Below are 15,553 nucleotides of genomic sequence, written 5' to 3' on the forward strand. Positions count from 1 at the left end.
CGGCCGCAGATCGGTCACGCAATGCGTCGCGTCGAGGCGGCAACGGCGAGCACGTGAGGACTTAGGCCCGCCGCCGACACGGCCGCGTCACGCGGGTGAAACAGGGTCTCCCTAATTTCTGTCACCCGACAGGAATTCCTGAGAATCCCTCTCCCTTCCGCGCCGAAGGCAGGTGCCGCCGTGACCACCACCGCCCCCTCCGACGTACGCCCCGATCCGCCGGAGTCCTCCGACGACCGCTCCCTGACCGAGTTCGGCTACCGCCAGGAGCTGCACCGCAGCCTCGGCCGGTACGCCTCGTTCGCCGCCGGGTTCTCCTTCATCTCCGTCCTCACGACCGTCTTCCAGTTCTTCGCCTTCGGGTACGCGTTCGGCGGCCCGGTCTTCTTCTGGACCTGGCCGGCCGTGCTGATCGGCCAGCTGGCGGTCGCCGCGTGCTTCGCGGAACTCGCCGCGCGCTACCCGATCTCCGGCGCGATCTACCAGTGGTCCTCGCGCCTGTCGAACCTCTCGTTCGGCTGGTTCGCCGGCTGGATCATGGTGATCGGACAGATCGTCGTGGTCGCCGCGGCGGCGCTCGCCCTGCAGATGGTGCTGCCCGCGATCTGGTCCGGCTTCCAGCTGGTCGGCAGCGATCCGGCCCCCACCAGCCCCGACGGCGCGGCCAACGCGGCCGTCCTCGGCGTCGTCCTGCTCGTCCTGACCACGCTGGTGAACGTCCTCGACAACCGGGTGATGTCCGCGATCAACCGGATCGGCGTCACCGCCGAGATCATCGGCGCCGTCCTGATCATCGTGCTGCTGCTCACCCACTCCGAGCGCTCCCCCGGCATCACCTTCCACACCGGCCAGGGCGGCAGCGGCCTGTTCGGGGCACTGATGGTGGGCTCGTTCATGGCCGCCTACGTGATGATCGGCTTCGACAGCGCCGGCGAGATGAGCGAGGAGACCCACCACCCGCGGCGCATCGCGCCCCGTACGATCCTCACCGCGCTCGGCGCGGCCGGCCTGCTCGGCGGGCTGATCGTGCTCGGCGGACTGCTCGCCGCCCCGAGCCTGACCGACGGCCGCCTCGGCGTCGACGGCCTGAGCTACGTCCTGACCAGCAGCCTCGGCGACGGGGTCGGCCGGGCGCTGCTCGCCGACGTGGTGGTGGCCATCGCGGTGGCGACCCTGGCGATCCAGACCGCCGCCTGCCGCATGCTCTTCTCGATGGCCCGCGACCGCCGGCTCCCCTTCTCCGGCCGTCTCGCGAAGGTCGACCCGCGCACCGGTATGCCGGTCGCCCCCGCCCTGGTCGTCGGCGTCCTCGCGGCCGCCCTGCTGCTCCTGAACTTCGCCTCGCCGGACGCGTTCCTGGCGATCGGCACCACCTGCATCGTGATGCTGTACCTGGCGTACGCGATGGTCACCGGGCCGCTGCTGGTGCGCCGGCTGCGCGGGCAGTTCACCGCGGACGGCACCGACGAGACGGGCGCCCCGCTCTTCTCCCTCGGCCGCTGGGGCGTCCCCGTCAACGCGCTCGCCCTCGTCTACGGCCTCTTCATGACCGTCAACCTCGCGTGGCCGCGCGCCGCGGTGTACGACCCGGCGGGCGGGCACTGGTACTTCCGCTGGTTCACCCTGCTGTTCCTCGGGGTGACGCTGGTCGCGGGCGCGGGGTACCGGGCCTTCAGGGCGCGGGCGACGGTGGCGGAGGCTCCCGAGGTGGTCCCGGCCTCGTACGCTTGACCAGGTGAGACGCAAGCCCCGGATCCCGCCCTCTCCCCTCCCGCAGCGCCACGGGGTCGACCCCGTGCGGATCAGACTGCCGCGGGAGGGGAGCCGGTCCACCGTGCGGGAGTATCTGGTGGAGCGGCTCGCGGCGGGCGACGGGGTCATCGACGCGATGATCGGCGAGGGGCTGATCGTCGGCGAGGACGGACGGCCGCTGACCGCCGAGGCGGCCTACGCGCCGGGGATGTTCCTGTGGTTCCACCGGGAGCTGCCGGACGAGGAGCCGGTGCCGTTCCCGCTGGACGTGGTGTACCGGGACGAGCACATCGTCGTCGCCGACAAGCCGCACTTCCTCGCCACCACACCGCGCGGCAGCCATGTGGCGGAGACAGCCCTCGCCCGGCTGCGCCGGGAGCTGGACCTGCCGGAGCTGGGCGCCGCGCACCGCCTCGACCGGCTGACCGCCGGGCTCGTGCTGTTCACCGTGCGGCCCGGGGAACGCGGCGCGTACCAGTCGCTGTTCCGCGACCGGCTGGTCGGCAAGGAGTACGAGGCCGTGGCGCCGTACGACTCCGCTCTCGCTCTGCCGCGCACGGTCACCAGCCGCATCCTCAAGGAACGCGGGGTGATGGCCGCGCGCGAGGTGGCGGGCGAGCCGAACGCGGTCAGCGGGATCGAACTGGTGGAGCGCCGGGAGGGTCTTGGGCGCTACCGGCTGACTCCCCGTACCGGCCAGACCCATCAACTCCGGGTGCACATGAGCGCGTTGGGCGTGCCCATTCTCGGCGATCCGCTGTATCCGGTGGTGACCGGTCCGGTGCCGGCCGGCGACTTCCGGCGTCCGCTGCAACTGCTGGCGCGGACTCTGGAGTTCACCGATCCGGTCACCGGAGGGGCCCATCGGTTCGTCAGTGAACGGGTACTGGAGGCGTGGTCCTCGTACGACGCCTGGTCGGCCCGGACCGCCGGGGATCAGTAGCCGCGCCACCAGCGCAGGAAGCGCTGCCAGGCGCCCGGGCCGCGGACGGGCCGGGGAGCGGCCGGGACGGGTTCGGGGGCCACCGGCCGCGGTGCGGGCGCGGCCGGTGCCGCGGCGTCGGTGGTGACCTGCCAGTGGGACCGCTGGGCGGGCAGCGCGCGGACCGAGGGCCGTTGCGTGACGTCCTGGGTCGGCTTGGGCTCGAATCGCACGGGCAGATCGACGAGGTGGCGCGACGACATGGATCCCCGCCAGCGCAGGTCGCCCTCGTCGCAGTCGAGTTCGACGTCCGGCAGCCGCAACAGCAGGGCGTCGACGCCGACATCGGCGATGGCGCGGCCGATGTCCTGACCCGGGCACTCGTGGGGACCGCCGCCGAAGGCGAGATGAGAGCGGTTGCCCTGCATGCTGGCGGCCAGGTCGGGACGGATCCGGGGGTCGACGTTGCCCGGCGCGATCCCGAACAGCAGTCCGTCGCCCTTGCGGATGCGCTGACCGCCGAGTTCCGTCTCCTGCTTGGCGAAGTAGCCGAGGACGGCGCTGAACGGCGGCTCGTTCCACAGGGACTGCTCGACCGCCTCGGGCACGGTCATCTGCCCGCCGTTCAACTGGGCACGAAAACGCGGGTCGGTGAGCAGCATGCGCAGCACATTGGCGATCAGGTTGGCGGTCGCCTCGTACGCGGCGAGCAGGACGAGCCGCAGATGCTGGGCCACCTCGTCGTCGGTGAGGCGGGCCGGGTGATTGATCAGATGGCTGGTGAAGTCCTCCTCGGGCTCGGCACGGCGGCGCAGGGTGTGCTGTGTCAGCACGCTCATGACGTACTCGTTGCTGGCGATCGCGGTGTCGGTGCCCTTGAGCAGGTCACGGGTGGCCTGCACCATGCGGTCGTTGTAGTCCTCGGGCATGCCGATGATCTCGCAGAGCACGGACATCGGCAGATGCTCGGCGAACTGTCCCACCAGATCGGCCTCGCCGAGCTCGCAGAACGCGTTGACCAGGCGCTGCGTCGCGCGGTTGATGTAGCGCCGCAGGCTGCGGAAGTCGATGGTCGACATGGCGCCGGTGACGGCTCCGCGCAGCCGCAGGTGCTCGTCGCCCTCGGCGTGGGAGCAGATGGGCTGCCAGGCGATGTGCGGGGCGAGCGGGTGGTCGGCGCCCGCCGTGCCGTCCTTGACTGCGGTCCACAGCCGGCTGTCGCGCGCGTAGTGCGAGGGCGTGCTGACCATGTGCAGGTTCTCGGCGTGGCCGAGGACCACCCAGATCGGCACGTCGTTGTGCAGCAACACGGGTGCGACGGCGCCGTGTTCGGCACGGAGCTTCTCGTACAGCGTGCCCAGGTCCTCCGCCTCGGGCCCGTACAGGCGGCGCAGACCGCCCGGACCTACGCCGGGGCCGATCGCGTGGGCGGGGCAGCCGGGGGGCGGGGTGCCGAACGCGGGTTCTTCCGTACCGACGGGGAAATGGGATTCGGTCGTCACAATGATCGCTCCGAAGCTCAAATACGTTCTATGGATGGGGAGTTGGCGTACGGATGCCGTTCACCGTACGGCGTTCAGACGCGCGCCGAAGTCATCGCCAGGGAATGCAGGAACCGCATCAGAGTCATCAGGGTGTCGCGGCTCGAGGCCCTGCGGCGGGCGTCGCACTTCACGATCGGGATCTCCTCGGCGAGGTCGAGCGCGGCCCGCAGGTCCTCGACCGGGTACCGGGGCGCGTCGGGGAAGTCGTTTATCGCGACGACGAACGGAACGCCGCGCTCCTCCAGGCGGCCGATCACGTCGAAACTGACTTCCAGACGGCGGGTGTCGATCAGGACGACCGCGCCGAGGGCTCCCTCGAACAGACCGTTCCACAGGAACCAGAAGCGTTCCTGGCCGGGTGTGCCGAAGAGGTAGAGCACCAGTTGGTCCGTGATGGAGATGCGGCCGAAGTCCATGGCCACGGTGGTGGCCGTCTTGGTCTCGGAACCGTAGTTGTCGTCGACTCCGATGCCGGCCTGCGTCATGGTCTCCTCGGTCGTCAGCGGCTTGATCTCGCTGACGGAGCCCACCATGGTCGTCTTGCCGACTCCGAAGCCGCCCACGATCACGATCTTCACCGCCGCCTGCGCGGTGTGCGGCAGGTGGTCCTCGGCACGAGGGCCCGTGATGGTGTCAGAGCTTTTGAAGTCCATGCATCACCGCTTCGAGGAGGGAACGGTCGGGGAGCGCCTGACGGACGATCGGAGCGCGCGCCTGGACCAGTTCGGCCGTCAGCAGCTCGGTGAGCAGGACGGTCACCACGCTGAACGGCAGATTGAGATAGGCCGAGATCTCGGCCACGGACAAAGGGGCCTTGCACAGGCGCAGCAGCGCGGACGTCTCCGGCTGGGTGGCGGGCGGCGGCTCGGCGGCGCTCACCACGACCAGGGTGACCAGGTCGAGTTCGGCCCGGTCGCCGCCCTCACCGCCGCCCGTGAGCACGTACAGCCGCTCGGGGTTCTTCGGTTCGTCCTGGCCCTCCTCCCCCTCGGGGCCTTCCGGGGCCGCGAGGGGGGAAGCCGCTGCGGGAGGTTCCGGGGGCCGCTCCTTGGGTTGGCGCCGCCGGCGTTGCGGAGGAGTCATACGGTCTGCCCGTTGCGCCGCGGCGGGCTCGTCAGATGGGCGCCGATCCGTACGACGAGGTCGCGCATGCGGTTGCTCATCAGCCCGGGTTCCGCGGTCTGGTTGGCGAGCACGGCGAGATAGGCGTTGGCTCCGGCCGACATCAGGTAGAAGTAGCCGCCGTTGATCTCGATGATGACCATCCGCATCCGGCCGTCGCTCCTGGGGATCTCGCCCGCGACGGCTCCGGCCAGGCTCTGCAGGCCCGCGCAGGCCGCGGCGACCCGGTCGGCCGCGTCCGGGTCACCGCCGTAGCGGGCGATGCGCAGTCCGTCGGCGGAGAGCACCACGATCTGCTGGATGCCCGGCACTCCGTCGGCGAGATCCTTGAGCATCCAGTCGAAGTTGGCTCGTTGCTGGATCACTTGAGGTCCCCCTCGTCGTCGGCCTCGGCAGGGGCCTGCTGGTTGTCCGTGCTGAGTGCGGTCGGGTCCGGGTCGCCCTTGAGTCCGTTCATGAACGCCTCGACCCACAACCCGGGTTCGGGCTCCTTCTCCTGCGGTTCGGGGTCGGGCTCCCACAACGACGAGGTGCCTGCGGCCTCGGCGGCCTCCCGCTCGGCGCGCGCCGCCTCGGCGTACCGCTGGCTGAGCGGGACCTTGACCCGGCTGCGGCGCTGCGGCAGACCGCCCGGCGTCCATTCCGTGACCACGGGGACATCGTCCTCGCGGAGGTCGCCGCTCGACGAGGGGATGCGGGGGCCCGTGGTCGGCCGGCGCTTCTTGGGCTTGCGCGCCGGGCCCTCGACCCCGCCGTTGTCGATACCGGCCACGGAGTTGACTCCGATGCCGTGCGCGAGACCGGGGGCGAAGTCGGTGGTGAGCATGGCGCGCGGTGCGACGAGGACGGCGCGGACACCGCCGTACGCGGACTGCCGCAGCGAGATCTGCATGCTGTACATCTGCGCGAGTCGTCCGACGACGGCCATGCCGAGCCGGGGTGCCTGGCCCATGACGTTCGGGTCGACGCCCGCCGCGGCCAGCCGGAGCAGCTCCTCGATCTTGCCGCGGGACTCGTCGCTGAGGCTGACGCCGCCGTCCTCGATCTCGATGGCGATGCCGGTCTGCACCTCGATGGCGGTGACGTGCACCTTGGTGTGCGGCGGCGAGTACCGGGTGGCGTTGTCCAGAAGCTCGGCCAGGGCGTGGATGAGCGGTTCGACGGACACGCCGTCGACGGCGATGTCGACGATGTTGTGCAGCTCGATGCGCCGGTACTCCAGGATGCGCGACATCGCGCCGCGCAGCACGCTGAACAGCGGTACGGGCTCCGGCCATTGGCGTCCGGGGCGGCCTCCGCCGAGTACGGCGATGGAGTCGGCGAGCCGGCCGATCAGCGCGGTGCCGTGGTCGATGCGCAGCAGGTCGTCGAAGACCTCGGGGTTGCGCCCGTGGTCCTCCTCCATCTCGCGGAGTTCGTTGTTCTGCTGGTGGACGATGGCCTGGACGCGCCGGGCGATGTTGACGAAGGAGCGCTGCGCGGCGTCGCGCATCGACTCCTCGGCGTCGACGATCTTGAGCAGTTTCTTCAGCAAGTCCTTCTGGGACTTGGGGATTTCATGGAGCTCCGGGTCGTCGCGGCCCAGGGTGCGAACGATGTCCGAGGGGGAATCTCCGTCGTGCAACCGGTCGATCGCGTACGGAAGGATCTCCCGGGTGAGGCGCACGATCTCCTGGTCGTGCGCGGCGATGCGCTGTTCCAGGGCGGCGGCGCGGCGCACGAAGCCGGCCCGCAGGTCACGGGCCACACGGCCGCGGCGGACGGCCTCGCCGCCGATCGCGATCACCAGCAGGGTGGCGAAGCCGCCGCACAGGGCGACCGCGCCCCGGGCCGGCTCCGTCACCGCGGCGACGGCGGCGCCGGTCGCCGCCGCCATCAGTATGGCCGGCAGCAACAACACGCGCGCGTAGGGAAGTTCACTGTCACCGGGAGGCGATTGAACACTCACCATGTATGCCCTCTGAGACAAGTCGGCTGGGGGTGGGGGAGGTTTGTGGGGGAAACGGCACGGATCGGCATGGATCAAACGAGATCTTCGGAACTTTTGGGAACAAGCGCACGAATACATCTCAACTCGGTGCGCTGCGGGCGAGCTTAGTCCGACCGGATCAACGCTGTGTCATATTCAGCAAGCGCCTGAAACCGCCCATAAGACTGGAGTACCCTCAGCCCCATTTGCACGCTGAGCCTCCGTTCGCACACGGTGCGTGATGGCGTGCGGGCATACGAGAACCGCGGTCGGCCAGGACGGAGCGGCGGTGAGAGCTCAGACTCCGGCGATGCGCAGCGCCGCGTCCGCCGTGGCCTCGGCGAAGGCGGACACCGGGCGCTGCGGATCGGAGCGGTGCACGAGGATGACCCCCTCGATCAGCCCGAACAGCAGATCCGTCCGCAGATCCAGCTCACTCTTGGCGAGCGCGCCGCCGGCCGCCGTGGCGGCGAGCAACTGACGGTAGGTGTCCTTGAGTTCGGCGCGTACGGCATGGAAGCCGGCGAAGCGCTCGGTGCGCACCTCGGGCAGCAGATAGAGACCGCCGAGGTTGTGCGGGCCCCCGCACAGCACCTCCACGTCGGTGCGGCACAGCTCCCACAGCCGGCCCTCCGCGGGCGCCGCGTCGTCGGCGAGGAGCTCGCGGGCGAACGCCAGCGACGGTGTGACCGTGGACTCCAGGAGCTCGGCGAGCAGCTCCTCCTTGCCGGACACGTAGTGGTACATGGACGCCTGCCGCATGCCCGCCCGCTCGGCGACGGCGCGGGTGGTGGTGGCCGCGTATCCCCGGGTCGTGAACAACTCGGCCGCGGCGTCGAGCAGTTCGGCGCGTGGCGTCAGCCCGCTGTCCGGCCGCTGCGCGGCCCGAGGCCTGCCGACCCGTCGCCCGCCACCCGTTCCCATGCGTTCGATCCTCGCACACACGCCGTGCGCCGACGGGGCGCCGCGAGGCGCGCGACGTGCACCGGGCGACGGCTCCCGGACCCGGCCGCCCCTGGCGGCGAACCCTCCGTGAGGGACAGGTAACCGCCCGGCAACACACGGGACATGGCCGCGACCCACCCCGCCCCTAATTTCTGTCGGGCGACAGAAATAACCCAGGAGCCGGAGGACCCGCGATGGCGACAGCGACCACCTACGGAGCACGCGACCACGCCCGCGCCCAGCAGGGCACCCGCGCGGAGGCCATGCCCGTGGTCCCCGCGGGCGACTGGCCTGCGCCGCCCTGCGAGGCGGGCCATCTGGTGTGGGCGGAGACCGTGGCGGGCGGCAACTACACGCACAAGGTGCTGGCCCGGGGCACCGAACTGCGCCTGACCGACCTCACCGGCGACGCCTGCGCACACCTGCTGCTGTACGTCGCGGACCGCCCGTGGGAGCGCCTGAACGTCGCCGACACCGTCAAGGTCCAATGGAACGCCTACCTGAACCGGGGGCAGTTGCTCCTCTCCGACCAGGGCCGGGTGCTGGCCTCGGTGGTCGCCGACTCCTCCGGACGGCACGACGCGCTGTGCGGCACCTCCACGCTCGTACGCAACACCGAGCGGTACGGGGACGGAACTCCGCAGTCCACGTCCCCGGCCGGACGCGAACTGTTCAAACTGGCCGCCGCCAAGAACGGACTCGGGCCCCGCGATCTGCCGCCCTCGCTCTCCTTCTTCCAGGGCGTGGAGATCCGCGACGACGGATCGGTGGACTTCACCGGCTCGGCCGGCGCCGGCGGCAGCGTCACCCTGCGCGCCGAGCAGGACGTCACCGTGCTGATCGCGAACGTGCCGCACCCGGCCGATCCGCGCCCCGCCTACACGAGCACCCCGCTGGAGGTGCTGGCCTGGCGCGCACGGGCCACCGCGGCGGGCGACCCGCTATGGGAGGCCACCCCCGAGGGCCGCCGCGCGTTCCTGAACACCGCCGAATTCCTTGCCACGAGGGGGCTCGCATGACGCACGTCACCGTCCCGGCCAGGGCCGCCTGGTCCGCCGTCGTCCGCACCGGCCAGACGCTCACCGTCACCGATCTGCACGGCAACCAGGCCGTCGACTTCCTGGTGTACGACGCCGAGGACACCGCCGTCCGCTACAGCGCGCCCGACACCATCCAGGCGCAGGGGAACATCTTCCTGACCACGGGCAGTGTGCTGATGTCCAGCGAGCACACCCCGCTGATGACGGTCGTCGAGGACGAGGTCGGCCGGCACGACACGGTCGGCGGCGCCTGCTCCAAGGAGTCGAACACCCTGCGCTACGGGCACCACACCTGGTCCCAGCACGCCTGCGTGGACAACTTCCTCGCGGAGGGCGCCCGTTACGGCCTCGGCAAGCGCGATCTCGTCTCGAACATCAACTGGTACATGAACGTGCCGGTCGAGAAGGACGGCACCCTCGGCATCGTCGACGGCATCTCCGCGCCGGGACTGCGGCTGACCCTGCGCGCCGAACGCGATGTGATCGTGCTGGTCTCCAACTGCCCCCAGATCAACAACCCGTGCAACGGCTTCGAACCGACGGCGGTCGCGATGACGATCGGGGCGTCCGCATGACCTTCGACACCCTGCTGATCGCCAACCGCGGCGAGATCGCCGTCCGGATCATCCGGACGGCCCGCGAACTGGGCCTGCGCACCGTCGCCGTGTACTCCGACGCCGACCGCGCGGCGCCCCACGTCCGGCTCGCCGACGAGGCCGTACGACTCGGCCCGGCCCCCGCGAAGGAGTCCTACCTCGACGGCGACCTGGTCCTGAAGGCGGCCAAGGACACCGGGGCCGGGGCCATCCACCCCGGATACGGCTTCCTGTCCGAGGACGCGGCGTTCGCACGGCGCTGCGAGGACGCCGGGATCGTGTTCGTCGGGCCGACGCCGGAGCAGCTGGAGCTGTTCGGCGCCAAGCACACGGCACGGGCGGCGGCCGAGGCCGCGGGCGTGCCGCTGGCGCCGGGCACCGGGCTGCTCGCCGGCCTTCCCGAGGCGCTGGAGGCGGCCGGGCGCATCGGCTACCCGGTGATGCTCAAGGCCACCGGAGGGGGCGGCGGCATCGGTATGTCGGCCTGTCGATCCGCCGCTGAACTGACCGAGGCCTGGGACCGGGTGCAGCGCGTCGCGGCGGCCTCCTTCTCCTCTGCCGGGGTCTTCCTGGAACGTCTGGTCGAACACGCCCGTCATGTCGAGGTGCAGGTCTTCGGTGACGGCCGGGGCCGGGTCGTCACCTTCGGCGACCGCGACTGCTCGCTCCAGCGCCGCAACCAGAAGGTCCTGGAGGAGGCGCCCGCCCCGGGCCTGCCCTCCGCCGTCCGCGACCGACTGGCCTCCGCGGCACGCGAGTTGTGCGCCTCGGTCGGCTACCGCTCGGCCGGGACCGTCGAGTTCGTCTACGACGCCGCCCGCGAGGAGGCGTACTTCCTGGAGGTCAACACCCGTCTCCAGGTGGAACATCCGGTCACCGAGGAGATCTACGGCGTCGACCTGGTCGGCTGGATGCTGCGCCTCGCCCGGGGCGAGTCCGAGGTCGTACGGGATCCGGGGGCACCCCGCGGTCACGCCGTCGAGGCACGGGTGTACGCCGAGGACCCCTCGCGCGAACACCGCCCGAGCGCGGGCCTGTTGACGAGGGTGGAGTTCCCCGGCGGCGTCCGCGTGGACGGCTGGGTCGAGACGGGTACCGAGGTGACCACGTCGTACGACCCGATGCTCGCGAAGATCATCGCGTACGGCCCTGACCGGGCGCACGCCCTGGAGCGGCTCGACGAGGCACTGGCCAGAACGCGGGTGGACGGCATCGAGACCAACCTCGGTCTGGTGCGGGCCGCGCTCGCCGAACCGTCCTTCCGGCGGGCGGCGCACTCGACGGCCACCCTCGCGGGTGTCACGGATCCCACCCCGCGCGTCGAGGTCGTGTCCGGCGGCACGCTCACCACCGTGCAGGACTGGCCCGGCCGCACCGGCTACTGGCAGGTCGGGGTACCGCCGTGCGGCCCGATGGACGACCTCTCCTTCCGGCTCGGCAACCGTGCGCTCGGCAACCCCGAGGGCACGCCGGGCCTCGAATGCACCCTGCAGGGACCGGCGTTGAGGTTCACCCACGCCACGACGGTCTGCGTCACCGGTGCCCCAGCGCCGGTCACGGTGGACGGCTCGCCCGTCGCCCAGTGGGAGCCGGTGACCGTGCCGGCCGGGGCGGTGCTGGAGGTGGGCGCGCCCACCGAACACGGCCTGCGCACCTATGTGCTGTTCGCGGGCGGCGGCCTGGACGTGCCCGCGTTCCTCGGCAGCGCCTCCACCTTCACGCTCGGCCGGTTCGGCGGCCACGGGGGCCGGACCCTGCGGACCGGCGACGTCCTGCACGGCGGCGCGGTCACCGCGCTCGGAGCACCCGTGCCGCCCGGCGAGCGTCCCGGGTTCACGGCCGCGTGGCGGGTCGGCGCCCTCGAAGGGCCGCATGCCGCACCGGAGTTCTTCACCGAGGACGACATCCACGACTTCTACGCCGCCGACTGGAAGGTCCACTTCAACTCGGCGCGCACCGGCGTGCGGCTCATCGGACCGAAGCCCCGCTGGGCCCGCACGGACGGCGGCGAGGCGGGCCTGCACCCGTCCAACATCCACGACACGCCCTACTCGGTCGGGGCCGTCGACTACACCGGCGACATGCCGGTGCTGCTCGGCCCGGACGGCCCCTCCCTCGGCGGCTTCGTCTGTCCCGCGACCGTCGTCAGCACCGAGCGCTGGAAGCTCGGCCAGTTCCGCCCCGGCGACACCGTGCGCTTCGCGCCGCTCGCCGACGACGGTTCGGCGCGGCCCGCGATCGTCGACGGCGGCGTGCTCGCCCGGGACGGCGATGTGACGTACCGCCGCAGCGGCGACGACAACCTGCTCGTCGAGTTCGGGCCCATGCAACTGGACCTGGCCCTGCGCATGCGGGTCCACGCCCTGATGGAGGCGGTGACGGAGGCGGATCTCGACGGCGTCACCGACCTGACGCCGGGCATCCGCTCGCTCCAGATCCAGGCGGACCCGCGCCGCCTCCCCCAGCGCGAACTCCTTGACGTGGTACGGCGGACGGTCCGCGCGCTCCCCCCGAGCGACCAGCTCGTCGTTCCCTCGCGGACCGTCCATCTCCCGCTGTCCTGGGACGACCCCGCCACCCGCGAGGCCATCGCCCGCTACATGGCGGGTGTCCGCGACGACGCCCCCTGGTGCCCGTGGAACATCGAGTTCATCCGCCGCGTGAACGGCCTGGACTCGGTGGACGACGTGTACCGCACGGTCTTCGACGCCGAGTACCTGGTCCTCGGCCTGGGCGACGTCTACCTCGGCGCGCCGGTGGCCACCCCGCTGGACCCCCGCCATCGTCTGGTCACCACCAAGTACAACCCGGCCCGCACCTGGACCGCCGAGAACTCGGTCGGCATCGGCGGCGCCTACCTCTGCGTCTACGGCATGGAGGGCCCCGGCGGCTACCAGTTCGTCGGCCGTACGACCCAGGTGTGGTCGGGCTGGCAGCAGCGCGGCGCGTTCGAGCCGGGCTCGCCCTGGCTGCTGCGCTTCTTCGACCGGATCAAGTGGTACCCGGTGGAGGCGGACGAACTCCTTGAGCTGCGGGCCGACATCATCTCCGGCCGCTTCGTGCCGCGCATCGAGGAGGGCACCTTCTCGCTCGCCGCGTACGAGGACTTCCTCGCCGAGAACGCCGAGTCCGTCGCGGAGTTCAGGTCCCGGCAGGGCGGCGCGTTCTCCGCCGAGCGCGATGCCTGGGAAGCGGCGGGCGAGTTCACCCGCGCGGAGGCGGTGGGGGCACCACCGGCTCCGGCTGTCGAGGTGAGTGTCCCGGCGGGTGGCCGGCTGATCGAGGCCGAGTTCGCCGCGTCGGTGTGGCAGCTCAACGTGGAGCCGGGCGAGCGGGTGACGGCGGGGCAGCCGCTGCTCGCCCTGGAGGCCATGAAGATGGAGTCACGGGTGCCCGCCCCGATCGACGGCACGGTCCAGCGGATCCTCACCAAACCGGGCGACCAGGTGGAGGCGGGCACGGCACTGCTGGTGCTCGCGCCCCTGGAACCGTCGGCATCCTGACCCCATCCCTCACTGCCACCCGCACGAACCACGCCGCCACAGCACCGGGCCCGCACCCGCACCCCGCACAAGGAGTTCCGATGTCCGCCCTCACCCGAGTCCGCATGGCGTACGCCCGTATCGAGGCCGTGGACCGCCCCGAGATCTGGATCGACCTGCGCCCCCGGCCGGAGGCCGAGAACGAAGCGCGTGCCGTGGACGCCCGGATCGCCGCCGGCGAGCACCTCCCGCTCGCCGGCAAGCTCCTCGCCGTGAAGGGCAACATCGACGTCGCGGGCCTGCCGACCACCGCCGGCTGCCCGGCCTACGCGTACACCCCAAAGGACGACGCCCCGGCGGTCGCCCGCCTGCGCGCGGCCGGAGCCGTCGTCCTCGGCACCACGAACCTCGACCAGTTCGCCACCGGCCTGGTCGGCACCCGCTCCCCCCACGGCGCCGTCCGGAACGCCCTGGCCCCGGAACGGATCAGCGGCGGCTCCAGCTCGGGATCGGCCGTGGCGGTGGCCCTCGGCGTCGTCGACCTCGCCCTCGGCACGGACACCGCCGGCTCCGGCCGCGTCCCCGCCGCGTTCAACGGCATCGTCGGCCTGAAGCCGACCCGCGGCCTGGTACCGACGACCGGTGTCGTCCCCGCCTGTGCCTCCCTGGACTGCGTGACCGTGTTCGCCCGCACCCTCCCGGAAGCCGAACAGGCCCTCGCGTACATGGCGTCCCCCTCCGGACGCGAACTCCCCGCACTCCCCCCGCGCGCCCCCGGCCCCTGGCGCGTCGCCGTCCCGCCGACGGCACAGCTCGGCGAACTGGACGAGGGCTGGGCCGAGGCGTACGAAGCGGCGGCGCACCAACTCGTCGCGGCGGGGGCCGAGGTCCGCACCCTCGACCTCACCCCGTTCACCGAGGCCGCCGCGATGCTCTACGAGGGCGCGTTCGTCGCCGAGCGCTACGCGGCGGTGGGGAGCTTTGTCGACAAGCTGACCGCCGAGGGCGGTGCCGGTCTCGACCCGACCGTCGCGGGGATCATCACCCGTGCCCGGGACGTCCCGGCCCACCGGCTGTACGCCGACCAGGAGCGGCTGGCCTCCCTGCGCACCCGGGCGCTCGCCGAACTCGCCGACGCGGACGCGCTGCTCCTGCCCACCGCCCCCGGCCATCCCACGCTCGCCGAGGTGGCCGCCGACCCGCTGGGCGCCAACGCCCGTCTGGGCCGCTTCACCAACTCCACGAACCTCTTCGACCTGGCGGCCGTCGCCGTTCCGGCCGGGCGGACGCCCGCCGGACTCCCCTTCGGCGTGATGCTGATCGGACGTGCGTTCACCGACGAACGGCTCGCACGGATCGCCCGCTCGCTGGAGCCGGAGACCCGCCTCGCCGTGGTGGGGGCGCATCTGTCCGGCCAGCCGCTCAATCCGCAACTGCTGTCCCTGGGCGCCCGCCTCGACCGTACGACCACCACCGCCCCCGTGTACCGCCTGCACGCCCTGGCCACCAGCCCGCCGAAGCCGGGCCTCGTCCATGTCGGCGCGGGCGGCGCCGCCGTCGAGACCGAGGTGTGGAGCCTCCCCGCCGACGGCCTCGGACGCCTGCTGGCGGCGCTCCCCCGCCCGATGACACTGGGCAGCGTCGAACTGGCCGACGGCGGCAGCGCGCCCGGTTTCCTGTGCGAACCCGGCGCACTGGACGGCGCACCCGACATCACGGAATACGGCGGCTGGCGCACGTACGTGAACAGCCGGAGCCGCTGAGGCCACTCCGCCGGAAGACCCAGCCGCGGAACAAACGGCCACCTGACGAACGTCACGCCAGGGGCCTCTGCGCAGACAGACGGTCGGCCGACACGACCACAGCCCGCGGGCACAGCCCCAGTCGACGCAACCACCGCCCACAGGCACAGCCGCCTCGCGGCGCGGCGACCGCGTACCCGTACTGCCACCAGGCAGCCCCGCCGCGGACCGGGGGCACAACCACCATGCGGCGCGGCGACCACGTGCCCGTACAGCCACCAGGTGGCCGGGCCACCGCGTTCCCGCAGAGCCACCGGCCAGCCCGGCCGCGGCCCGGGGCGCAGCCGCCAGCCGACCGTGCCCGCATCGCATGAGGCAGCCCCTCGGCGCGACCACCGTCATGGGTGACAGCCGCCGGGGCGCCGGGGCCTGCGGTCGG

At 71.9% G+C, this 15,553-nt stretch carries 12 protein-coding genes; 6 read left to right on the top strand and 6 right to left on the bottom strand.

Annotation, left to right across the window (positions count from 1 at the left end):
• The first annotated feature begins 180 nt into the window (after positions 1 to 180).
• Complete coding sequence (locus ACZ6KY_RS24850; RefSeq protein WP_469312486.1) at positions 181 to 1,731, top strand: amino acid permease; 1,551 nt, start codon at positions 181 to 183, stop codon at positions 1,729 to 1,731.
• Between the two features lie 4 nt (positions 1,732 to 1,735).
• Positions 1,736 to 2,695, top strand: a complete 960-nt coding sequence (locus tag ACZ6KY_RS24855) for an RluA family pseudouridine synthase (RefSeq protein ID WP_469312487.1) — start codon at positions 1,736 to 1,738, stop codon at positions 2,693 to 2,695.
• On the opposite strand, the gene ACZ6KY_RS24860 is transcribed toward ACZ6KY_RS24855, so the two are convergent.
• The 6 genes from ACZ6KY_RS24860 to ACZ6KY_RS24885 all read right to left on the bottom strand — a co-directional run bounded on the left by ACZ6KY_RS24860 (position 2,689) and on the right by ACZ6KY_RS24885 (position 8,233).
• Positions 2,689 to 4,176, bottom strand: a complete 1,488-nt coding sequence (locus ACZ6KY_RS24860) for a cytochrome P450 (protein WP_469312488.1) — start codon at positions 4,174 to 4,176, stop codon at positions 2,689 to 2,691. The two genes, ACZ6KY_RS24855 and ACZ6KY_RS24860, sit on opposite strands and share 7 nt — an antisense overlap.
• A gap of 74 nt (positions 4,177 to 4,250) precedes the next feature.
• Positions 4,251 to 4,871: a GTP-binding protein gene (locus tag ACZ6KY_RS24865; protein WP_266756785.1), complete on the bottom strand. Its 621-nt coding sequence runs from the start codon at positions 4,869 to 4,871 to the stop codon at positions 4,251 to 4,253.
• Entirely contained in the window at positions 4,852 to 5,301 is a 450-nt protein-coding gene (locus ACZ6KY_RS24870) for a DUF742 domain-containing protein (RefSeq protein WP_469312489.1), read from the bottom strand. Before ACZ6KY_RS24870 ends, ACZ6KY_RS24865 begins: the two co-directional genes overlap by 20 nt.
• Positions 5,298 to 5,705 (bottom strand): roadblock/LC7 domain-containing protein, encoded by a 408-nt coding sequence (locus ACZ6KY_RS24875; protein WP_469312490.1) that lies wholly within the window; start codon positions 5,703 to 5,705, stop codon positions 5,298 to 5,300. Before ACZ6KY_RS24875 ends, ACZ6KY_RS24870 begins: the two co-directional genes overlap by 4 nt.
• Entirely contained in the window at positions 5,702 to 7,291 is a 1,590-nt protein-coding gene (locus ACZ6KY_RS24880) for a sensor histidine kinase (RefSeq protein WP_469312491.1), read from the bottom strand. The genes ACZ6KY_RS24875 and ACZ6KY_RS24880 overlap by 4 nt, the downstream gene beginning before the upstream one ends.
• Before the next feature lie 315 nt (positions 7,292 to 7,606).
• Entirely contained in the window at positions 7,607 to 8,233 is a 627-nt protein-coding gene (locus ACZ6KY_RS24885) for a TetR/AcrR family transcriptional regulator (RefSeq protein ID WP_355839808.1), read from the bottom strand.
• Positions 8,234 to 8,448: 215 nt separating this feature from the next.
• Between ACZ6KY_RS24885 and ACZ6KY_RS24890 the strand changes: the two genes are divergently transcribed.
• The 4 genes from ACZ6KY_RS24890 (at position 8,449) to atzF (ending at position 15,135) form a co-directional block, all read left to right on the top strand.
• On the top strand, positions 8,449 to 9,273 hold the full coding sequence (locus ACZ6KY_RS24890; protein WP_469312492.1) for an urea amidolyase associated protein UAAP1: 825 nt from the start codon (positions 8,449 to 8,451) through the stop codon (positions 9,271 to 9,273).
• Positions 9,270 to 9,869: an urea amidolyase associated protein UAAP2 gene (locus tag ACZ6KY_RS24895; RefSeq protein WP_469312493.1), complete on the top strand. Its 600-nt coding sequence runs from the start codon at positions 9,270 to 9,272 to the stop codon at positions 9,867 to 9,869. Before ACZ6KY_RS24890 ends, ACZ6KY_RS24895 begins: the two co-directional genes overlap by 4 nt.
• Complete coding sequence (locus ACZ6KY_RS24900) at positions 9,866 to 13,393, top strand: 5-oxoprolinase/urea amidolyase family protein (RefSeq protein ID WP_469312494.1); 3,528 nt, start codon at positions 9,866 to 9,868, stop codon at positions 13,391 to 13,393. The genes ACZ6KY_RS24895 and ACZ6KY_RS24900 overlap by 4 nt, the downstream gene beginning before the upstream one ends.
• Positions 13,394 to 13,473: 80 nt before the next feature.
• A complete protein-coding gene (gene atzF, locus ACZ6KY_RS24905; protein WP_469312495.1) occupies positions 13,474 to 15,135 on the top strand; it encodes an allophanate hydrolase in 1,662 nt (553 codons plus the stop codon).
• Positions 15,136 to 15,553: the final 418 nt, after the last annotated feature.

It is taken from the genome of Streptomyces sp. NPDC042002 (genome assembly GCF_055588305.1).